This window comes from Colwellia sp. 6_MG-2023 (assembly GCF_030547765.1).
Classification (GTDB): domain Bacteria; phylum Pseudomonadota; class Gammaproteobacteria; order Enterobacterales; family Alteromonadaceae; genus Colwellia.
Genome location: NZ_JAUOPP010000032.1, coordinates 26,393 through 47,508 on the forward strand (window position 1 = coordinate 26,393; position 21,116 = coordinate 47,508).

Consider the following 21,116-nt stretch of genomic DNA (forward strand, 5'->3'; position numbering starts at 1 on the left):
GAAATAGAATTTATGCCTTGTTTCACACAATTAGCATTAGAAAATATAAGGCAAAAAAATTAAGTGTCATTTCCGCTTAACGCACCTTCTTGCCTTTCAATATTGATAATTAGTACAGTTATTTACAGAACTCCAAGTAAAAGCATCTCTGCCATTCTGGCAATCGACTTAAAAAGATTAAAAAATTAGTATTGGAGTGTTTTGGTTTGCGCTAAAGCTTAATTTTTAGCTAAAGGCTGTTTTTAGGTTTACTTGAGTTGTTCTTATTTGCAGGTTTACGGCTAAATGAGGCTAAAGCCAAATTTAAGTCGAGTTTAGGCTAACCTAAGACGTTTACGATTTTTATATTTTCCACTGATAGTGACGCGTGAGAATAGCTTTACCTAGAAACCATAACCCTTTAACTTTGAGTATTAGTTCATCATAATAGCTTTGCAGGCATTCACCTGTTTGCTCATTAATATTCAAAGCGTAATGTAACTGAATTGGTCTATCTTTTTTTTCGTATGTAGTCCACCCATAGTAAGAGTCTAACCTTGCCAGTCGCTATTATCCGCAGCAAATCGAACTTGCTCTAATAAGCTGTCCCTTTTATCGATAAACTTAGTGCGTAATCGTCTTAGTTCACGCCAAACAGACACACTCGCCCCACCAATTTGTTGAAACTGACGAATACAATCTATTTACCAAAAAGCTACCTATGTATTTGATCGTGATGACGTAGAATACACTATGGAAAAAATAGATACATTTAAACAAAAATGTAGAAAAGAAATATAATAAGCTAATAAATAAGAAAAAAAAACAGTTGGCTTTTGCTCTTTCGTCGCATATGTTAATCACCTATTGTTTACCTCTTAGTGAGGCATCAGAGCAACTTTTAGAAATGGAGTTCACTTGAAAGTATTTCAAATTTTAATTTTATTAATCACTCTTATTACACCGTTAGTAGCTGGTGCAATAGTCATTCGGCATGATGTTTCTGACGAAACTTATCATGCTGTACCGTCAGACTTCCCCCCACTAGCAACGTTATATAATATCGGTGTTCACGGAACATTAATCCACCCTGAATGGGTTGTAACAGCAGCTCATGCTGTTTTTTGCATGAATCCTGGACAGAAGATAAAAGTGGGAAATGAACTTGTATCTATTTCTAACAGATATAGCTATCCAAAATATCAATTGGGCGGTGAACATGACATCGCTTTAATAAAGCTTAATTCTCCTGTTACTAATATTAAACCAGCTGATTTATATAACGGTAATACTGAAAGCGGAGTTATTACTTGGTTTATAGGTGTTGGGGGAACAGGAACAGGTAAAGTAGGACAAACAATAAGCTACAAAGAAAATAATGGCAAATTGAGAAAAGCTCAAAATAAAATTATTGATACAACTGATACCGATATCGTTTTTAAATTTGAGAAAGGTTTAAACGGAGAAGCTCTAGAAGGGGTTTCTGGTAACGGAGACAGTGGCGGCCCGGCATATATTAAAAGCGGGAGTAAATATATATTACTTGGTGTAAGTTCACGCACTGACTCATGGTTTTATGATATTGGAGAGTATGGTGTTACTGAGCTATACACTCGTATCTCCTCCTATAACGATTGGATACAACAAGTCATTTCAGCAAAAAGCAACTTAGCCAGAGAGCAAATTACTACTCAGAATCCTTTTCTACATGATGGTATGGATTCAAAAAGCATGGATAATTTGTGTTCTTCGCTTGAGGTGAGATGAGATGAGATGAATATACCTTGCTCTAACAAGAGACTATGACGTTAATCGTTAATCGTTAATCGTTAATTTAGGGTACTTATTACCAAACCTGGCTTACGTCATTACTGAATATTAAATAATTTAACACTGACGATTGTTTTTATGATGGTTGTAGTTAACTTATTAGAACTTAAGCCTAAATCATTATAATAAACCACTCAAGCAGGACAAATAATAATTGGCATTTAAACATCAAACCTTTAATCGTTTAAATGATATTACCGTTAAGGTTGTCGCTGTAATGTTATGTTCGGGCTCTAAATGATTTCCTTAATGTTCTTTTGCGTTCTAACAAGACGACCACTTCCATGAGCTTTTAATAAGTTGGTTAATAAACGCAATTAGCCAACTTATTAAAAGCTCAATTTCATTGAATAAGAAAAGATGCTGGTTAAACTTAATCTTACTTACCACAACACTTTTTGTATTTTTTGCCACTACCACACGAACATGGTTCGTTACGGTTAGGTGTTTTCTCGAAGGTAGTTGTCTTTGGTGTATTTAATACTGCATCAAGCTCGCTAATATTCTCATCAATAGAGTCATCAACACTGATATCAGCATAAAATTTATTTTCCGTAACAATAGCCTCAACTTCTGTTTTTCTTATTTCACTACCAACAACTAGCGTTAATGGATTTTTTTCTGTCCCTAGCTTAGCATTGCGTTCATTTTTAAACCCTGTTTTTACATGGTTTTCTCTAGTGTGAATTCGACCTTTATAATATAAATTGTGCACAATATCTCCGCTATTTTAATTCTGTATTTAATACGTTCATTTTATCGCGGCAGTATAGCGTAACGCGGTGAATAGTCGACTATTGAATCAATGATAAGTTTTATTATCAATTTTTTTATATTTGAATTACAGTAAATATAACACTACAGTTAATAAACCAAAGCATCAATAAATGCACCAAGGAGCCCTAATTATAATGGAAATAGAACACGGAGAAGTAACAATTACTGTTGATAAAAATATTATTATAGTAAAGCTAGAAGGTGCTTTTAACGAATTTGGTGCGAAAAAGTATACTGTTGGTATAAAACAAATAATTGATACCTTTCAAGGAAAACCTTTTTCTATTTTAATCAATAATCTGGAAGTATTAGGTGGTACGCCAGAGGCATATGAAGAACTTGAAAAATATAATCAATGGCTAAACACGCAAAATTTAGTTGCCAAAGCAATGGTAATATCTTCTATTACGACTCTTGATATTATTAACTTGCTCTCCCCTTCTAGACAATCACAACAAAGTAAGAATTTTGATAATGAAGAAGATGCTATGCAATGGCTAGCAACACTAACTTAATCTTTTAAATTAGTATCATTTCTTATAAAAGTTAATGTAAACAAAAAACTATAATGATAATCAGGTTCATACTAAAGTATGAAATTTTCCCTGATACTACTTTTATTTATATATAGTTATTCGAAATAATTACCCGTAGTAACAAGGAATAAAACAATGAAGTTAAGTAAAGTATCTATTTTAATGGGTTTGGCAATGTCATTAAGCGTTGCAAGTGCTCATGCAGACCTTTTTGGTAGTTTAAAAAACAAGCTAACCGGTGAAGCTAAAAAAGAAGTACAGAAAACGGCTAAATCAACCAGTGAAAACGCCAGTGTTAGCAATGTTGCAGGCCCAAGCTTAGAAGGCGGACCAGATGCAAGCTTAACATCAATGACGACTTGTACTGATTTTAAACCTGAAAATATAATAATAGGTAACCTAGGTACATATACATTTCAGAAAGGGTTTTCTAAAGAGAAACGTACAGGTTTGTTAAATAGAAAGCCAGCCGAATTAACTAACGGTTGTATTTTACCTTCACTTGAATCACGTCAAGTAGCTTATATGGAAGTTGACACAAAAAAATATGAAGCATTAGGTAATTCAAATGATTGGTCTATGCAGTGTATTAGATCAGCGAACCCTGGTGCTGGTGCATTAGGCGAAACTGAACGAAAAGATGAATATTCATACAGCGTAGACTTTATCACAGGTAAAGCTATGTTACTTCATTGTGGTAACTCTGAAGGGATAGAAGAATGCGCCGAAGGAAGTAATAGTTCTCGAAGCGGTATATGGGATAAAAAACTTAAGGCTAAAGGAAAAACAATGTTAAGCGTTCACGCTAACACAAGTTCGTTAGCCCCTAAACAAGGTGAAAAACTATACTGCCAATACTATAATCAAACGTCTGGAAAAAGTTTATTTGCTTTTGAATACTTAAGATTAAATAACTAATATGCTTTTAATGTCTCTAGTTGCAACGTTCATGCAACTAGAGACAGTTAATTCACTATCCCCTCTCAGTGCGACTAAACCTTCGTAGAAAAAACTGATAGAAAAAGCTTAATAGAAAAGAAATGTCATCAAGTCACTATAGATCTTTCATTTTTCGTGTAATCACCACTCTCAATTTTGCCGGTTTAATCGGTTTATGTAACCAACTCACGCCTTCGGCTTCTATCGCTTTTATTACCTCTGGCGAGGTATCACCACTCATTAATATTGATTTAATCGGATAATTTAAGGTTAATTTAACCTGCTTTATAGCCGCAATGCCTGTCTTGTGATTGCGTAATCGATAATCGGATATCAGTAAATTAGGAGCCCAATCAGGTAAACCGTTAATGGCGCGACAAGCCTCTTCTGCAGATTCAAAAGCGTGCACTTTACAGCCCCAATTCGCCAGAGTATGGCTTAAACTAAAACGAATACCTTCATGATCATCTATAACAATGATATCTATAGCACTCAAATTTTTATTCATATCAACGATATCGGCAACTTCAACCTGCTTGTTATCCCCCTCAGGTATGTTAATACTAAAACAACTGCCAGTGCCCAGTTCAGAGTTAAGTGATAACGGCCAATGTTGCAATTCACATAAGCGTTTAACAATAGATAAACCTAAACCTAAACCTTTATTTTGATCACGTTCTGGATTGTGCAGTTGTCGAAACTCTAAAAATATAACCTCTTGATCTTCTACGCATATCCCTACACCAGTATCTTTTATACTAAGCTTAACTCCCTCTGAATCTTTAGTGACAAAGAGTTTAACACCGCCAACATTTGTATAACGAATAGCATTTGATACCAAATTATTTAATACTTGTTTTAATAAAACAGGATCCGCCAACACCGTGCAGTCTTCAACATCAAGCTCTACAGTAATTCCTTTCTTTTTGGCTAGTGGTTCAAACTCTCCTTGTAATTTAACCAAGAAGGTTCTTAAACATAAATGCTGTGGCTTAGGAATAATAACCTGTGCATCTAATTCAGAAACATCAAGCAAGCTATTCAGTAATTCAGACATACTATTAACACTACTTTCTAAACGTTCAAATAATACATCATCTTTAGGATTACTATTTCCTGACTTAAGCGTATTCACAATAAGATTAACCGCTTGCAGTGGTTGGCGAATATCATGACTTGCCGCCGCAATAAATTGCGACTTTTCGGCATTAAGTCGCTCAGCATTTGCTCGTGCCTGTACATGTTCAAACTTTAAAAAAATTGCGTCTATTAATGATTTATTAACACCATGGAAAAAGGCCATTAATCCAGTCCAAACCAAAATTAATGCGATATAAATATCGACACCATGATCTACTTCCATCATATACAACTTAATAACCAATGATAATAAAGGCAATATCGAAAAAAAGACTACTCGATAAAAATAATAAGCAAGTGCATGCGCTATCGTTCCCGTTAATGCAATGATCATAATAAGCATGGTATACAAATAAATATCAGTTTCTGAATGTAATAGTAACCAAGGAGCAGAAGCTATATATGCACTAAAAATAAGCAGAGGAATATCGCTAAGGTTTACCCAAGAAGAAGGATTAAATTTAGCAGGATATTTATAAAACAGATAAAAAGTAACGAGCACACTTACCAATAATATGGCATCGAGGGTAAACCATATATTGATAGAATTTTCTGATGTTTGCGCTTTAAAAATAAAGTAGTAAAGCGGTAAACCAACAATGATAGAGCCTATGTAAATCCTCAACATTTCTTTCATGTATAAAGAGAAACTTTCTTTTTGAATTAACTCTGTATTTATTTTTTGTTCAAGATCTAATGTAAGCAATGTTAATAGCCTTTATCAAAATGATATTTATTTTGTTCAATTTTCAGTATCAGCTTGGTTATACCAATTCCAATAAGTTTATCTAAGCGCTGGCAGTACTCTTAAATGTTCTGCTTTACGGATACAGTCCATTCTATTTTTAGCGCCTAATATTTTGAATATTCGCTGTAAATGTGACTTTACCGTTGCTTCACTGATATACAAAACAGCAGCAATACCTGCATTTGTTAACCCAGACTGTACCATTTTCAATATTTCTAATTGCCTTTCGCTAAGTGATGACTGAGTATTTTCTATGGAGTTTTTCGACATTATTGCTAAGGAGTTGGCAATATGATCAGGAATAACAATCTCACCATTGATGATTTTAGTTAATGCTTCACTTAATTGATTTACCGTCCATGTTTTAGGGAGAAAGCCTAATGCGCCAAGACTTAAACACTCTGATAAGGTCACTAAATCTTCTTTTGCAGACATAATCACCACAGGGATATCAATTTTTCTGGAGATAAGTGATTTCATAAAAGAAACACCATTCATGTCTGGCATGGATAAGTCTAATATCAACAAATCAAAGTCGGTATTTTTTTTTAAAAGTGCTAGTGCTTCTTGTGCATTTAAGGCTGAGGTAATATCACATTCCTGCATATAGGCAGACAAAGACGCTTTCAACCCTTGGCTAAAGATAGGGTGATCATCCAAGCTCAATATTTTCATTATAAATTCTTAATGGGTAAGTTTGCTATAAAAGACATAAAGCTAGAATATATATTTTTATAGCAATTTAATATTAAAAGTTCAAAAACCTATAATAAATTACGTTTGATTATCATTATTTAATGATAATCAAACGTTCAAGTTACCAATTTATTATTAATTGGGCAAAGGAGATAATACAACTGTGTTAACGCTCAGTATTCCAACTAAAAAAGTAAGCACCAAGAGACAAAAATATCGCACTCATCACTAATAAACTCGTAACATGATAACTAATGTCACCTAAAGTAGCGCCTTCAGTAATTATTTGCCTAGCACCAGCCACTAAATGTGTTAAAGGTAAAAAGTCTGCCACGGTTTTTAACGCTGATGGTGCCCCTTCTAAGCTAAACCAGACACCTGAAAGCATCATCATAGGCCAAGAAGTTAGATTTAATAAGCCCCCAATAAGCTCTTCACTTTTACTTCTACTGGCAACTAATAAACCCAAACTGATTAAACAAAAAGCGCCTAACATGCCAATAATAATTAAATCGAAATAGCTACCGATCATTAAAAAATCAAACAAAAAGTTACAGCCGCTATACACTACCGTAGATATAAATATCACGATAAATAAACGAGATAATAACTGCGCTGAGACAAACTCAAACGCCGATAGAGGTGTTGCCTTTAAGCGTTTTAATACGGCATTTTTACGGTAACGCACAATCACATAGCCCACACCAAATAAGCAACTAAACATCATATTCATGCCTAGAATTCCGGGTAACACCCAATCTATATAACGAATTTCTTTTCCTACCGTTTCTAAACGGATATAGTTTTTTAATGGGACATTAAGTATTTTTTCTACTAGATAGCTCTTAGATGATTCGTTATTAACCCAATATTGGCTTGTTGAAACATCAATCACTAAATCTATGGTGTGATGACTTAACTTTTTATTAGCAAGCTCTACAGTGTCGTAATTAATATAATCAATAAACCGAATATTTTTAAATGAATCTTGTACACTTTCTGCTTGAGCCTTGCCTTCGGTCACACTATTAATAATGCCAACTTTATATGCTGGACGCCCATCCCCTGAAAAAATAACCGAAAAACCGATAAGTAATAACACAGGAAATATTAAGTTCCAGCCTAGCGATGATCTATCACGAAAAAATTCAATGTTGCGGGCTTTGAACACCGCATAAAAACGCTTTATATTCATATTGCTCTATTCTCTTAAAGACTGGCCAGTTAAATGTAAAAATAAATCATCTAAATTAGCAGACTTTACATGAAGGCCTTCTAATGAAACGTGATTCTGTATCAGCATTAATAATGTTTGTTCAACGTTGCTTGTGGTAATTTCAACCCTATCCGATACAACTTCCCAATGATGAGTTTGAATTAATGAAGCAGGAACTTGTTGTGCAGGTAAATAGATAAACACCTCTTTAAAGTGCTTACTTAGTAGTTGTTGCGGGGATCCCGATTCAATAACTTTCCCTTCAGCCATAATCACAATATCATCACAAAGCTGCTCAGCTTCATCCATATAATGTGTTGTCAGAATAATAGTTTTGTTTTGTGCTTTAATATTTTTTATTAATTGCCAAAAGTTTCGTCTTGCTTGTGGATCTAACCCCGTTGTTGGTTCATCTAAAAAAATAATTTCAGGGTCATTAATTAATGCTAAGGCAAGTAATAAACGTTGTCTTTGCCCGCCTGATAATAATCGATTATCTCGATCTAAAAAATCACCTAAATCGCAGAGCTCAATAATTTTTTGTTGCGATAATGTATGTTCATAAAAAGCAGAAAACAAATTCAATGTTTCTTTGACAGTTAAAAAGTCTTGTAAAGCGGTATGTTGAAACTGAATTCCTATTTGCTGGGAAATATAATTATCGACTTCTTTTGGTTGTTTCTCATGGTTTTTATAAACAACTGAGCCTGAACTAGCCGAAATAATTCCTTCCATAATTTCTATCGTCGTTGTCTTGCCGGCACCATTAGGCCCTAAAAGCCCAAAACAATGACCTTGTTTAACATTGAAGCTGATATTATTGACCGCAATAACATCTTTATACTTCTTAGTTAGTGCCTCAACACAAATTGCAACACTCATAATTTATTGATCCTTATACTGCTCTTAACTTTATTGTACTGCACTTATTCAAAAAAACATTAGATTTCCCACAAATAGTAATAATTATCATTTGCATTTAATTTGTAGTTGGTTTATTTTAAGGATTAAGAAAATGTACATTAAAGGATGAAATATGACTTCTGAAATTTCTAGCGCCGACATTAATGACACGAAAGTTCAAGTTGAATTATCAAGTAATATGTTACATCAATTGCTTAAATCAGGAGTACTACACGGTGGCGATTGTAAATGCTTAAACGCAAGTGCCAAAAAAGTTCTGTGGCAAGCCTTATTAGCAACCAGTACAGATGATGGAATAAATGTGGAGCAATATCTATGCGCTTAAAAACCTCTGGAGAATTTTTACAGCTTGAACACTGGTTAACTATTTTAATTGAAACCTATAAAGACTACCCAACTTACGGATTAGCTAAAACAATCAATTATTACGTAGATCGCTTATTGCATCATGAAGATATTCACCTTTGCGACCAAAGGTCTGGGGAAAGCGGTAATGATAAACGCTGTGAGTATTTGGGTATGAAAAAGTTCTGGGAATGGCAGGCAAGAAGCTAATCAACTATTCTACTGATTAACAGCTAACGACTTAATAATAGTTTAACTTTTGCTCTAAAAAATTGTTCAAGCGCTTTTTTACCAGTAAAACCATAGGTGTTACAAACATCATTAATGCTATGTTTCTGGAAGATGCGACTGATAAATACTAGCAAGTCTTGATCTTCAGCATATTTCACATCAGAAAGAACCATTTTCAGCCATAAATGTAAACTAAAAACACAACTTGAATACTGACCATATCCCTTAGCAAAATCAACAATATTTGCTTGATCACGCTCGCTCAGTTCAGTGCAAGTTAACTTAGGGTAGTTTCTTATAATTAATGCCACTAATTCGGCAGACAATAGCTTATATTCATCTGTTAATAAATATTCAAAACTGCGATAAAACGTTGAATTGATATCCGTAAGTGCCACTGCTGCTGTTGAAGACAACGCTTTAAGTACGAGTGCAGATTGTTCACCACTTGCTTTATCTTTTTGAAAACCTATACGCGCTAACTTAAAATTATTCACTAGCCAAAAAGAAAGTAACGGCTTAGTCGCACCAAAACTAGACGCTAAAAAATCAACATTTTGTAATGCGGCAAAATTTTCTATTTTATCTAAAAAATAACTGCCAACGCCTTGCTGCTGTAGTTGTGGATGTACTGCTATTCGCATTATTCTGATGTAGTGATAATCAAAGGCATATTCAATTCCACATTGAGTTAATAGTGATTGCGGCACAAAATGATTTTTTAAGCGCCTTTTAGATTGCTGAATCGCATTCACTAATTCACTATCGATAACAATAGGATCTGAGCTAGCGCTAGAGTTAGAGTTGAAACTACCTTCATTAATTAAGAGTGCAACCGCGACTACATTTAGCTTCGTTAATTCTTTAGACAATAAACAAACAAGCTGTACTTGCTCATTATCTAAAAGCATTTTTACATCACTAGGCTTAGTTTGATAATGTGCAGTCACGAGCACCGAAAAAACTTGTTTAAACAATGACTCGTCGTGGGCTAATTCAGTCGCGCTAAATTGCTTAAATACTAGCGAAGACAAGCTATTTATTGATGAGTCCTCCGCGATACTTGGCAGTTCAGCATTCAACAAACAGGCATCAAAAACTAATTGTTCAAGTGGGTCATTAATTCGCCATCGAATAGGCTCATTAATATGTAAACTTTGCCAATGAGGATATTGAGCCGCTAGCGTACCTTGAAACTTTAAGGTAAAGCCACGACCTGCCCCTTCGTAACCATGAATAGTGGTAGCAAACACCAAGCGCGAATTATTCGACAATAACTGTTCGAGCAAATAGATAGGAATAGCCGCTGCTTCATCAACTAGCAACACACTAGCATTTACCGGTTGTTTAATTAATTGGTCAACAGCAATAAACTCAACTGAACCATGTAACATTGTAAACTTACGCTTTTGAAACTCGCCTTCAGGCAAGCAACGAATCAAGTGGTTGAAGAAAACGGTTAATGACTCTATATCTGCTGACGTAATAACTAACCGCAAGTGATATTCTTTAGTTGCCGATTTCAACAACTCGGCGCACGCAATTGCTAAAGCAGTAGACTTCCCTCTACCTCTATCAGCCGTTAATACTAAAGGTTTATTACGCTTACCCTTAAACACCTTTATAATTGAATCAACGGCAAGTACTTGTTCTTGAGTAACACAATTATAGGGTAATAAAGAGTCATTACGTTCAAATGTATTATCCGTTGTTTGCGTTGGTAGCAAAGTAGGTAATACAAATTGGTTTTTTTCAATAATCACATGTTCAGGAAAACTTTTTAATAAGTCAAAAAATCGCTGATAAAAAAGGCTCTCTGCTATCTGTGATCTATCGTTTATTAATAGAAAAAATATACCGCCTGCCACTAGTGTGCCTGACAAACAAGCAAAAGCATCAATAGATAAGTCTGGATCTTGAAAAATGACAAAATTGCTTTCGCTACCTAATTTATCGCGAAAACGCTGCTTAGCAATATTTGCTTCAATATTATCGCTATCACCGTAAATCAGCCACTTACTGTCACTACTATTTTTCTCATCAGCACTATCAATACTTTTTAATATAGAATTCGACCAAGCATTATCTCCCACCAATACAATTAGACGGCGCTCATTTAACATCAACGCTTGTTGTTGATAACAATTAAACCAAGAAGAAAAATCGAGACTTTGCATATAAGATAAGTTCATATCATTAATTCTATATAGCCCAATAGTTTATCAAGCAATTGCTAGCACACCAATAAAATAAAATAGAAAGTTCTTCCAAAAAAAGTTTGAAATAGTATCATTAGCCCCCTATGTTGATATTGAATACAAGATTTTTTTAAGAGCGAAGACAATGGTAGAAGATGACTTTTTAGATGACATAAATGACGACGATGAAACACTCAATAAAAATATTGATATTGAGTCAGTTGAACTCACCGAAAAAACAGCAGCAGAACAAGCACAAAGAAACTTGCTCGCTCGTAAACGTATCGATGAATTAATGGAGAAAAAAAGACTAAAAGAATTATTAGACGATGAAAATGATTGGTAATTGCACCAAAATAACTTTAGTTTATTAACAAGAAATATCATGTCTTTATATAAAAAATAAAGACGCTTTTATAACAATAATGCAACGAATAAATCCAGAGCATAATGCCCGGCCCCCCGCCAATATAGTATTTGATTATAATGAATATAGGTAATGTCACTAAAATGAGCATTATCAATTGAAAATTATCACTTTTTTTTACTGTAAATGCTGATAACATAGATTTTATTTCAAAGATAACTTATTAGCCTTATGACTTTATTTGAAAAACTTCGTTGCTTACTTACTTTTGGGCAAGGTGTAGCCTTGCCTTTACCTGAGATACCTACCAACTCAACTCCTTTCCCATTATTTAAGCAATGGTTTGAAGATGCCAATAAGTCAGGAATATTACTTCCTGAAGCTGTGTCGGTGAGTACTTGTGGCCACAATGGCCAACCCAGCTCTCGAATGGTGCTATTAAAAAAATTCGACGAGCAAGGTTTTGTATTTTTCACCAATTATGGCAGTAGAAAAAGTCAGGAATTGAATGAAAATGATAAAGTCGCCTTACTATTTCATTGGAATGTATTACAGCGACAAATACGCATTGAAGGAACTGTTGAAAAAGTTTCAACACAAGAGTCTGCAGACTATTTTCATAGCCGAGATCGAGGTAGTCAAGTAGGTGCTTGGGCGTCAAAGCAGAGCCAGAAATTAACTGATGACGACGAACTAAAAAAACGAATGGCTATTTTTAGTGATAAGTACGCGACAGGCGAAGTGCCACATCCAGAATTTTGGGGTGGTTGGCGAGTAAAACCAACATATATTGAATTTTGGCAAGGACGCTCAAACCGCTTACATGATCGTGTGTGTTTTGAAAAACAAAACAATGAATGGGTTAATTTTAAACTACACCCTTAACAAGCTTTTGACTAAACGTATTTAGTAATATGATTTTCAAACACAGAAGTATTATATGGATAAAGTAACCCCGGTAGATATCGACTCACTAAACATACCTAAAAATAGGTTAATTAAACTATTTTGGGCCGTTCAATCTGCTCTCGCAATAATTGCCATACAATACTTATTTACTGATAACCAGCAAATAATCTATGCCATTATATTCACTATTATTATCATCATGCCCGTTTATTTTTTAGCCCAAAGAAATAAACTTGAATTAGGCACAAATATACTTCTTTTACTTTTAACGGTTATATTACTTGCCTTTGTTTGGATATATAACGGTTTAAGAGACGAAATACTCTTTGCTTTCCCTGCGCTTATAATGATATCTCTACTAAAAGGTAGCCATCGTTTAGCTTTTTTTCTCTATATCTTAGTTGCTATTAACCTTTTATCTATCGGTTACCTAAACGAGATGGGATACATCCATAATGAGACTAAAGAAAGTGATATACATTCCGCTATTTTACTAATCATTATATTAAGCTTTATCAGCTATATTGCTTGGCTTATTGCTGTAGAAATAAAACAGACTAATCAAGCATTAATAGACAATAAGAATGAATTAGAAAACCGTGTTAAACAACGAACAATAGAACTAGAACAATCAATCAATAACCTCAAAAATACGCAAGAACAATTAATTCAAACAGAAAAAATGGCATCTCTTGGTCGCTTAGTAGCGGGGGTAGCACATGAAATTAATACGCCGATAGGAATTACCATTACAGCATCATCACACTTAGAAGATGCGACCAATGATTTTTATAAACTTTATCAAAATGACAATATTACCAAAAAAGCGCTCGTTAACTACGTTGAAACAGCTACTGCTAGCTCAAAATTATTACAATCAAACTTAAATAGAGCCGCTGATTTAATTCAAGGTTTTAAAGAAGTCGCTATAGATCAATCAAATGAAGAAATTAGAGAGTTCAAATTAAAAGCTTATATCAATGATGTGTTGTCAAGTTTACGTCCTAAAATAGCACGTAGTGGTATTCAAGTTAATCTGAACAGTCCTGATGATTTAGTTATCAAAACCTCTCCAGGCGCGATAGCACAAATTATTACCAATTTAGTGATAAACGCGATTACTCATGCCTTTGAACAAGAAAAAGGTGGCACAATCACCATTAATATAGAACAGAAAGATCAGCAAATAAACATGCAATTCAAAGATTCTGGGTGTGGCATACCAACAGAAAATCTAGGTAAAATCTTTGAACCATTCTTCACTACCAAACGTGGTCAAGGAGGTAGTGGTTTAGGTATGCATATCGTTTACAATTTAGTAACCCAATCACTCCATGGAAATATCACATGTTCTAGTAACCTAGGGAAAGGAACCTGCTTCCATATAAACTTCCCGAGACAATAAACAATACAATAAACCTTAGTGTTTAACTCTTGGGCTTTGGAATAACATTAGGTTTTACACATTTAGGTAGCGTATTAGCACTTTTTTTAGCTAAATAATAAGGCTTAGAAACGGTTAAGTGATCAGTGAGTTGTTTAATGCGCGTTTCATTTGATGGATGAGTCGACATAAACTCTGGTGACTCCGCACTATTCAACTTCGACATGTTTTTCCATAACTGAACACTAGCCTCGGGTGCAAAACCAGAACGAGCCATTAAATCTTGGCCAACAATATCAGCTTCACTTTCATGGGAGCGGCTATAAGGCATAATAACACCATATTGAACGCCGATCCCTAAACCTGCAACCCATAACCCTTTATTATCAATGTCGCTTGCCCCAAGCGCAATAGTGGCAACAGCTAAGCCAACATTCGAGAGCTGACTGGCAGATAAGCGCTCATTAGAGTGCCTTTCGAGCACATGCCCTACTTCGTGTCCCATAATTGCAGCGAGTTGATCTTGATCTTCTGTAACATTCAAAATACCAGTGTAAACACCTATTTTTCCACCAGGTAAAGCAAAAGCATTTACTTGTGCTGAATCAAATACAACCACTTCCCATTCACCAGGAAATACAGATTCTGGCACATTGCCAATAATAGCTTCAGCAACACATAAGACAAAGTCATTAGTTGCTCGGTCTGTACTAATAGGTATTTCTTGCTTCATTTGTTCAAATGAAGTTACCCCCATTTTATTTAACTCAGAATCAGAATAAAGCGCTACTTGATTACGGCCAGTTGAAGACGTAGAACAGCCTGACAAACTAACAAGTGCAAAACATATAATAAGAAAATATTTCATATGGGTTAGGTATCATTTGGATAAAAACTAATATTAGCATTTGCACATAAAAAAACCGAGACATGCTCGGTTTTTTTTAATATAAATCAAGTTTATCTCTGCATAAGGAGACATAGCATTAGGGAAGCTTAACCTACAAGAGCAAGTAATATACCTGCGGCTACAGCTGAACCAAGTACCCCAGCCACATTTGGACCCATAGCATGCATAAGCAAGAAGTTATGAGGGTTAGCCTCTAAACCAACTTTATTAGCAACACGAGCCGCCATAGGAACAGCAGAAACACCAGCAGCACCAATTAATGGGTTAACTTTCTCTTTAGAAAACTTATTCATTAGTTTAGCCATTAGTACCCCAGAAGCAGTACCGATAGAAAAGGCTACTGCGCCAAGGCCTAAAATACCCAATGTTTGAACATTTAAGAAAGCTTCTGCACTTAACTTTGAACCAACACCTAAACCTAAAAATATAGTTGTAATGTTAATTAACTCATTTTGCGAAGTAGAGCTTAAACGGTCAACCACACCCGACTCACGCATCAAGTTACCTAAACAGAACATCCCGACTAAAGGCGTTGCTGATGGTAAAAAGAAAATAGTCATTAACAACACACCCAGTGGGAAAATAATTTTTTCTACTTTCGTTACTGGACGAAGTTGCGCCATTTCAATTTTACGTTCATCTTCTGTTGTTAAAGCTTTCATAATAGGCGGTTGAATAATAGGTACTAATGCCATGTATGAATATGCTGCAACCGCAATTGCGCCAAGTAATTCAGGTGCTAATTTTGAAGCCAAAAATATTGCTGTAGGTCCATCAGCACCACCAATAATAGCAATTGCTGAAGCATCTTTTAAACTAAACTCAATTCCTGGTATACCATTTAAAGCAATAGCACCAAATAACGTAGCAAAAATACCAAATTGCGCTGACGCTCCTAACAATAAAGTTTTAGGGTTCGCAATCAAGGCGCCAAAGTCGGTCATAGCACCGACTCCCATAAAGATTATTAATGGGAATATGCCTGTATCTATCCCTGCATAATAAATATAGTGTAGTAAGCCACCTACTTCAGAAAACCCAGCAACTGGAATATTCGTTAATATAGCCCCAAAGCCCATAGGAAGGAGTAATAACGGTTCGAAATTTCTTGCAATAGCAAGATACAACAAGCCACAGCCAACCAACATCATGATGACTTGCCCTAGCTCAAAGTTAGCTAAGCCTGTTGATAGCCATAATTTAGTTAATGAATCCATAAGATCCTCTACGAAAAGCTAAGTAAAGCATCACCAACAGCAACAGAGTCACCTTCTTTGGTATGCAAACTAGTAATAACACCGGCATGAACTGCACGAATTTCTGTTTCCATTTTCATGGCTTCCATAATGATGACAACATCACCGGCTTCAACAGAATCACCTTCATTAACAAGTACTTTAAATATATTACCTGAAAGTGGTGCATTCAGCGTTTCTTCAGCAGAAATAGAGGTTGACTGTTTAATCGCATCATCACCCGCTGGTAATGTAATCGAGTCGATAGAGCCACCTGGAGCGACAACAACATTATAAACTTTACCATCAACGCTAACATCGTAACTTTCTGGTGCTGTTGTATCTTTTGGCTCAGATGATTCAACTGTCTTAGCACTTGCTTTTGTTGGGATTGGTTCAAATGCTGACGGGTTATTTCTGTTCTCTAAAAACTTCAAACCTATTTGTGGAAATAAAGCATAAGTTAATACATCGTCAATAACGTCATTAGCTAAATCAATATTCTTCTCTTTAGCTAACAGCTGTAATTCTGTTGATAACTTATCTAACTCTGGATCAATTAAATCAGCAGGACGACAAGTAATGACTTCATCACCATCTAACACACGTGCTTGTAATTCCGCATTAACAGGAGCAGCAGTTGCACCATACTCACCTTTAAGTACGCCTGCAGTTTCTTTTGTAATAGACTTGTAACGCTCACCTGTAAGTATATTAAGTACTGCTTGTGTACCAACAATCTGAGATGTTGGAGTAACGAGTGGAATATAACCTAAATCTTTACGTACTTTAGGAATCTCAGTTAACACTTCATCGAATTTATCTGCAGCACCTTGCTCTTTAAGTTGGTTTTCCATGTTAGTTAACATGCCACCAGGTACTTGCGCCGTCAATATTCTTGCATCTACCCCTTTCAAACTACCTTCAAATTCAGCATATTTTTCACGAACATCACGGAAATAAGCTGCAACTTCAGCCATTTTTTCAATGTTTAAACCAGTATCACGTGCGCTACCCTCAACAATAGAAGCAATTGTTTCTGTTGGTGAATGGCCGTAAGTCATACTCATAGAAGAAATAGAGGTATCGATTACATCAATATCACTGTCAATTGCTTTCATTTGAGTTGCTACACTTAACCCTGTTGTTGCATGACAGTGCAACGCAATAGGTAAAGCAACAGTTTCTTTAAGACGAGTAATTAATTCTGCGGCATTGTATGGTTTTAACAACCCTGACATATCTTTAATACATAAAGAGTGTGCACCCATATCTTCAAGTTGCTTAGCCATAGTTAACCAACCTTCAAGTGTATGTACAGGGCTTTCGGTATAACTTAATGTACCTTGAGCATGTGCACCAACTTTAACTGCAGCTTTAATAGATGTTTTAAGGTTACGAACATCATTCATCGCATCAAAAATACGGAAAACATCAACACCGTTAAGGTGAGCACGTTCAACAAACTTTTCTACAACATCGTCAGCATAATGACGGTAGCCTAAAATATTTTGACCACGAAATAACATTTGCTGTTTTGTATTTGGCATCGCCTTTTTTAAAGCACGAATACGTTCCCAAGGATCTTCACCTAAATAACGAATACAAGAATCAAATGTTGCACCACCCCATGACTCAATTGACCAATAGCCAACTTCATCTAATGTTGACGCTATTGGCAACATATCTGCTAAACGCAGACGGGTAGCAAGAATTGACTGATGACCATCTCTTAAGACAACTTCGGTAATACCTAATGGTTTGCTCATGATTGTACCCTTATCTCTTTGACTTATACTGTGTAGAATGTTTGTGACGATATTGGCTTATAGAGCCACTAATTGCAGCAACTATTGCAGGTGAAATTTCACCGCTTACTGCCTTTTTATTTTTTGTACTAGAATGACTTCTGCTAGGTGTAATAGCATCCGGAAACTTCACTGCTAATCTAGCTAACACGGTATTAATAAAAATAATTAATAAGCTTAAAAAAGCAAACACAAATACCATTCCAGCAAGCATAAGTGTACCTGCTTCTATAAATTGATGCTCCATACTGTTCATTTTTTGTTCTCACTCGTAAGTTAGTGAAATTAGAATAATCACTCCATTTATGAAAAACAAACATTATTTTGCAGTTTCAGAAAAATAATACTTCGTCAATAGGCAAAAGGATGGATATTCAGTCTTTTTTACTAAATATTCAGGTAAATTTGCATAATAAGATATTGTATACAATATGAAACACATAAATACCTGAGATATAGAGTGATTTTAATTTATAATATACAATATACACATGTGGTAAAATTATTCATAATGAATGCATAATATGCATAGTGAATATAAAGCCATGACTACTATTTATTTAATCCAATAAAAGCAAAGTATTTTTATTCGACTAATGGCATAAAAAGCGCCTTTTAATAACAAAATTCTTACCGGTTAAAACATAACCTGTATAGCTTTTAACTTGTCCTTATCAATTTAATTAATTTTCATACTTAAGTGTTGATTAACCATTGCTTCAAGCCTTCCCGACCTGCCTATGTCAATAAGTGTGCTCGTTTACATTTATGAAAAACATAATTATTTATCAGCTAAGACATTTACAAATAAAAAGCGATAACAACACTGAGCCGTCTAACGAGCACTTATGCGATGAATAAAGATTTAGCCAATGCTTTAGTTTTGATGTTTTATCGTATAAGAATACATAAATAGTGAGAACGTAACTCGCTTGTTACCTAAAAGCTACTTTGAAAGTCCACTCATTTTTCAAGTGTGCTTCTGAAAAAATATTAAACAATTAAAAATGTAAGCGACTCGTTCAATAACTTTATTAATAGTTGAGATAGCGCTAGCTAATTAACTTTACTTAATCTTATTATTTATAACGTAAGTATAAAAGAAAGCGTTTATCGTTTAACTTGAACTTTAAACTGCTAGCTTACTACGTAATAATTTATCAACATGAGCACACCAAGCCTTAGTATTTCGTTGGGGAATATTGGTATTACCGCGAATACCAAGTTTAAATTCAACGACAGACTTCCACTCATCAGATCCAAGATCAGGGCCATGTCCTTTACCATCACCTGTTGGAATGTTCTCATGAATAAAGCGCTCCCATGAATCGGTGCACAGGTTTTCACTTTCTGAAATTGACTGACAGCTTATGGCAACCATAGCACTAACCAGTGAGAAAAGTATAACTAACCACTTTTTCATAAAAGCCTCACAAGTTTAAATCTTCAACAGGTAAAATAATACTTCGCCACAGACACATTCTCTTCTTAATATTTTTTGAAATTATGAATAGAACCAGGTCACAACAGAGAACATGACTCTCAACGATAGCCTGAGCATATCAAGCACTAAACACTATCACCAGTTCAGAAAAAAAAAGCAGCACTAATTGTGCTGCCTTTCAATTAATAAAAATCATAAAGCTACTTTTTACGGGATTTTATTCTAGTCATACCCAGTAAAGCTAAACCAAACAAGGCTAGCATGCTTGGCTCTGGAACAGCCGTTGCAGTACCCTCTATTTTTAAAGTAGCACTAAACAAATTAAAATTATTAGCGCCAAGAGCGTCGTCACCAAGCCAAAAGCCAAATTCGTTCTTAGCTAAAATATCACTAAAAACAGAGGTGTTGCTCGCATTAAAAATAAAGTCTTGTGATGTTTTACCGTCCACGGAAGCGATATCTCTTTTATTAACCGTATCAGCATTATTACCGCCGGAAGCAGCCATAACTTTCCAATCTTCAGGAAAGATGAAAAAAAATGCATCATTAGTAGCAGAAAAGGTTAATGATAGCGTAAAGCTATCAATTGAATCATAGTTCACAGTTTCTAAATCAAAGTAATCATAAAAACGATTACAACCATCAGAACTTTTTGTGTCTGTTATCTTAATTGAGTCCGACTGTAATGAATTACAGTTAGTCCCGCCAAAATGATTCAATCCACCAGCAGGTGTAACTAAAGAACTAATATTACCATAATTATTAGTAATTTCAGTTATTAAAGCTGCTTGTGAAGTGTTGGCAACAAAACAAAAAGCTAAAATAGAAATAAATCTATTTAATAAACAATTTTTCATACGACATCCTCATTAACAATTAATAACAACACAAATGAAAACACGACTATCCATCAGTGCAATTAACTCAACATTTCATATTATGGATAAAATTAAAGCATTTATTACGCCAACCTTTAAAGTGGTGCTGTACACAATTGTTTTTAATGTGAATATTTATTTTTTAGGTTTTAGTAATGTAAAACATTTCTAAAAGTGTAAAATTTCATGACAAATACTACGTATAAAATAAAAATCATAAAGAGTCACTATCATTAATGTAATTGAGGGGTGGTAAGAATATTCATATTGAGCAGATATATATTTTATTGTTTATCAAATTACAGACGAAAAAAAACCAATCATAAGATTGGTTTTTTAGTTTCTCTTTAAGAGAGAAATGTGGCGATTGCTACAGGAGTCGAACCCTTTACGTACATCAGCGCTTGGTTCGTCGCCAAGTCCCTTTGTACGCCGTCCAGCTGAGCTACGTGTCACTTCTTTCAACACTCATTCATTTGTTAAATTTTAGACGAAAAAAAACCAATCATAAGATTGGTTTTTTAGTTTCTCTTTAAGAGAGAAATGTGGCGGACGCGGCAGGAGTCGAACCTGCGACCGCCTGGTTCGTAGCCAGGTACTCTATCCAGCTGAGCTACGCGTC

Annotated in this window: 20 protein-coding genes; 8 read left to right on the forward strand and 12 right to left on the reverse strand. The window is 34.9% G+C overall.

From position 1 onward, the window contains the following. Positions 1–897 precede the first annotated feature (897 nt). Positions 898–1,746, forward strand: a complete 849-nt coding sequence (locus Q4503_RS17035) for a trypsin-like serine protease (protein ID WP_303602997.1) — start codon at positions 898–900, stop codon at positions 1,744–1,746. 442 nt (positions 1,747–2,188) lie between these two features. Here the strand turns inward: Q4503_RS17035 and Q4503_RS17040 are convergent, their stop codons facing one another. Further along, positions 2,189–2,524 (reverse strand): PBPRA1643 family SWIM/SEC-C metal-binding motif protein, encoded by a 336-nt coding sequence (locus Q4503_RS17040; RefSeq protein WP_303602998.1) that lies wholly within the window; start codon positions 2,522–2,524, stop codon positions 2,189–2,191. 196 nt (positions 2,525–2,720) lie between these two features. Here Q4503_RS17040 and Q4503_RS17045 point away from each other — a divergent pair, with 196 nt between their 5' ends. Then, entirely contained in the window at positions 2,721–3,101 is a 381-nt protein-coding gene (locus Q4503_RS17045; RefSeq protein ID WP_303602999.1) for a hypothetical protein, read from the forward strand. Positions 3,102–3,257: 156 nt separating this feature from the next. Further along, positions 3,258–4,040, forward strand: coding sequence for a hypothetical protein (locus tag Q4503_RS17050; protein WP_303603000.1), 783 nt, complete (start codon positions 3,258–3,260; stop codon positions 4,038–4,040). 136 nt (positions 4,041–4,176) lie between these two features. Here Q4503_RS17050 and Q4503_RS17055 read toward each other — a convergent pair whose 3' ends face one another. The 4 genes from Q4503_RS17055 to Q4503_RS17070 form a co-directional block, all read right to left on the reverse strand. Continuing rightward, complete coding sequence (locus Q4503_RS17055) at positions 4,177–5,907, reverse strand: hybrid sensor histidine kinase/response regulator (RefSeq protein ID WP_303603001.1); 1,731 nt, start codon at positions 5,905–5,907, stop codon at positions 4,177–4,179. Between the two features lie 78 nt (positions 5,908–5,985). Next, positions 5,986–6,624: a response regulator transcription factor gene (locus tag Q4503_RS17060; protein WP_303603002.1), complete on the reverse strand. Its 639-nt coding sequence runs from the start codon at positions 6,622–6,624 to the stop codon at positions 5,986–5,988. Positions 6,625–6,811: 187 nt separating this feature from the next. Continuing rightward, on the reverse strand, positions 6,812–7,840 hold the full coding sequence (locus Q4503_RS17065) for an ABC transporter permease (RefSeq protein WP_303603003.1): 1,029 nt from the start codon (positions 7,838–7,840) through the stop codon (positions 6,812–6,814). A 6-nt stretch (positions 7,841–7,846) separates the two neighbouring features. Continuing rightward, positions 7,847–8,743 (reverse strand): ABC transporter ATP-binding protein, encoded by an 897-nt coding sequence (locus tag Q4503_RS17070; RefSeq protein WP_303603004.1) that lies wholly within the window; start codon positions 8,741–8,743, stop codon positions 7,847–7,849. A gap of 154 nt (positions 8,744–8,897) precedes the next feature. Here Q4503_RS17070 and Q4503_RS17075 point away from each other — a divergent pair, with 154 nt between their 5' ends. Next, complete coding sequence (locus Q4503_RS17075) at positions 8,898–9,110, forward strand: hypothetical protein (protein ID WP_303603005.1); 213 nt, start codon at positions 8,898–8,900, stop codon at positions 9,108–9,110. Continuing rightward, entirely contained in the window at positions 9,101–9,340 is a 240-nt protein-coding gene (locus Q4503_RS17080; RefSeq protein WP_303603006.1) for a hypothetical protein, read from the forward strand. Before Q4503_RS17075 ends, Q4503_RS17080 begins: the two co-directional genes overlap by 10 nt. A gap of 23 nt (positions 9,341–9,363) precedes the next feature. On the opposite strand, the gene Q4503_RS17085 is transcribed toward Q4503_RS17080, so the two are convergent. Further along, the gene (locus Q4503_RS17085; protein ID WP_303603007.1) at positions 9,364–11,553 is read right to left on the reverse strand and encodes a tRNA(Met) cytidine acetyltransferase TmcA; all 2,190 of its coding nucleotides are present in this window, start codon (positions 11,551–11,553) and stop codon (positions 9,364–9,366) included. Positions 11,554–11,704: 151 nt separating this feature from the next. Between Q4503_RS17085 and Q4503_RS17090 the strand changes: the two genes are divergently transcribed. The 3 genes from Q4503_RS17090 (at position 11,705) to Q4503_RS17100 (ending at position 14,240) form a co-directional block, all read left to right on the forward strand. After that, positions 11,705–11,905 (forward strand): PA3496 family putative envelope integrity protein, encoded by a 201-nt coding sequence (locus Q4503_RS17090; RefSeq protein ID WP_215971412.1) that lies wholly within the window; start codon positions 11,705–11,707, stop codon positions 11,903–11,905. Positions 11,906–12,157: 252 nt separating this feature from the next. Further along, positions 12,158–12,811: a pyridoxamine 5'-phosphate oxidase gene (gene pdxH / locus Q4503_RS17095; protein WP_215971413.1), complete on the forward strand. Its 654-nt coding sequence runs from the start codon at positions 12,158–12,160 to the stop codon at positions 12,809–12,811. A 55-nt stretch (positions 12,812–12,866) separates the two neighbouring features. Next, positions 12,867–14,240, forward strand: a complete 1,374-nt coding sequence (locus tag Q4503_RS17100) for a sensor histidine kinase (RefSeq protein WP_215971414.1) — start codon at positions 12,867–12,869, stop codon at positions 14,238–14,240. Positions 14,241–14,262: 22 nt separating this feature from the next. Here Q4503_RS17100 and Q4503_RS17105 read toward each other — a convergent pair whose 3' ends face one another. From Q4503_RS17105 to Q4503_RS17130, 6 genes are all read right to left on the reverse strand, one after another. Next, positions 14,263–15,087, reverse strand: a complete 825-nt coding sequence (locus Q4503_RS17105; RefSeq protein WP_303603008.1) for a M48 family metallopeptidase — start codon at positions 15,085–15,087, stop codon at positions 14,263–14,265. A 128-nt stretch (positions 15,088–15,215) separates the two neighbouring features. Beyond that, positions 15,216–16,346 (reverse strand): sodium ion-translocating decarboxylase subunit beta, encoded by a 1,131-nt coding sequence (locus tag Q4503_RS17110; protein ID WP_215971416.1) that lies wholly within the window; start codon positions 16,344–16,346, stop codon positions 15,216–15,218. An 8-nt stretch (positions 16,347–16,354) separates the two neighbouring features. Next, entirely contained in the window at positions 16,355–18,133 is a 1,779-nt protein-coding gene (oadA, locus tag Q4503_RS17115; RefSeq protein ID WP_215971417.1) for a sodium-extruding oxaloacetate decarboxylase subunit alpha, read from the reverse strand. Positions 18,134–18,143: 10 nt separating this feature from the next. Further along, complete coding sequence (locus Q4503_RS17120) at positions 18,144–18,428, reverse strand: OadG family protein (protein WP_215971418.1); 285 nt, start codon at positions 18,426–18,428, stop codon at positions 18,144–18,146. 873 nt (positions 18,429–19,301) lie between these two features. Beyond that, on the reverse strand, positions 19,302–19,595 hold the full coding sequence (locus Q4503_RS17125) for a hypothetical protein (protein ID WP_303603009.1): 294 nt from the start codon (positions 19,593–19,595) through the stop codon (positions 19,302–19,304). Between the two features lie 221 nt (positions 19,596–19,816). After that, positions 19,817–20,473: a PEP-CTERM sorting domain-containing protein gene (locus Q4503_RS17130; protein ID WP_303603010.1), complete on the reverse strand. Its 657-nt coding sequence runs from the start codon at positions 20,471–20,473 to the stop codon at positions 19,817–19,819. Positions 20,474–21,116 lie beyond the last annotated feature (643 nt).

Coding starts and splice junctions, on each gene's coding strand:
- Q4503_RS17090 (WP_215971412.1), top strand. CDS start 11,705: ATGGTAGAAGATGACTTTTTAGATGACATAAATGACGACGATGAAACA.
- Q4503_RS17110 (WP_215971416.1), bottom strand. CDS start 16,346: ATGGATTCATTAACTAAATTATGGCTATCAACAGGCTTAGCTAACTTT.
- Q4503_RS17045 (WP_303602999.1), top strand. CDS start 2,721: ATGGAAATAGAACACGGAGAAGTAACAATTACTGTTGATAAAAATATT.
- Q4503_RS17065 (WP_303603003.1), bottom strand. CDS start 7,840: ATGAATATAAAGCGTTTTTATGCGGTGTTCAAAGCCCGCAACATTGAA.
- Q4503_RS17075 (WP_303603005.1), top strand. CDS start 8,898: ATGACTTCTGAAATTTCTAGCGCCGACATTAATGACACGAAAGTTCAA.
- pdxH (WP_215971413.1), top strand. CDS start 12,158: ATGACTTTATTTGAAAAACTTCGTTGCTTACTTACTTTTGGGCAAGGT.
- Q4503_RS17080 (WP_303603006.1), top strand. CDS start 9,101: ATGCGCTTAAAAACCTCTGGAGAATTTTTACAGCTTGAACACTGGTTA.
- Q4503_RS17060 (WP_303603002.1), bottom strand. CDS start 6,624: ATGAAAATATTGAGCTTGGATGATCACCCTATCTTTAGCCAAGGGTTG.
- Q4503_RS17100 (WP_215971414.1), top strand. CDS start 12,867: ATGGATAAAGTAACCCCGGTAGATATCGACTCACTAAACATACCTAAA.
- Q4503_RS17070 (WP_303603004.1), bottom strand. CDS start 8,743: ATGAGTGTTGCAATTTGTGTTGAGGCACTAACTAAGAAGTATAAAGAT.
- Q4503_RS17085 (WP_303603007.1), bottom strand. CDS start 11,553: ATGAACTTATCTTATATGCAAAGTCTCGATTTTTCTTCTTGGTTTAAT.
- Q4503_RS17120 (WP_215971418.1), bottom strand. CDS start 18,428: ATGAACAGTATGGAGCATCAATTTATAGAAGCAGGTACACTTATGCTT.
- Q4503_RS17125 (WP_303603009.1), bottom strand. CDS start 19,595: ATGAAAAAGTGGTTAGTTATACTTTTCTCACTGGTTAGTGCTATGGTT.
- oadA (WP_215971417.1), bottom strand. CDS start 18,133: ATGAGCAAACCATTAGGTATTACCGAAGTTGTCTTAAGAGATGGTCAT.
- Q4503_RS17050 (WP_303603000.1), top strand. CDS start 3,258: ATGAAGTTAAGTAAAGTATCTATTTTAATGGGTTTGGCAATGTCATTA.
- Q4503_RS17130 (WP_303603010.1), bottom strand. CDS start 20,473: ATGAAAAATTGTTTATTAAATAGATTTATTTCTATTTTAGCTTTTTGT.
- Q4503_RS17105 (WP_303603008.1), bottom strand. CDS start 15,087: ATGAAATATTTTCTTATTATATGTTTTGCACTTGTTAGTTTGTCAGGC.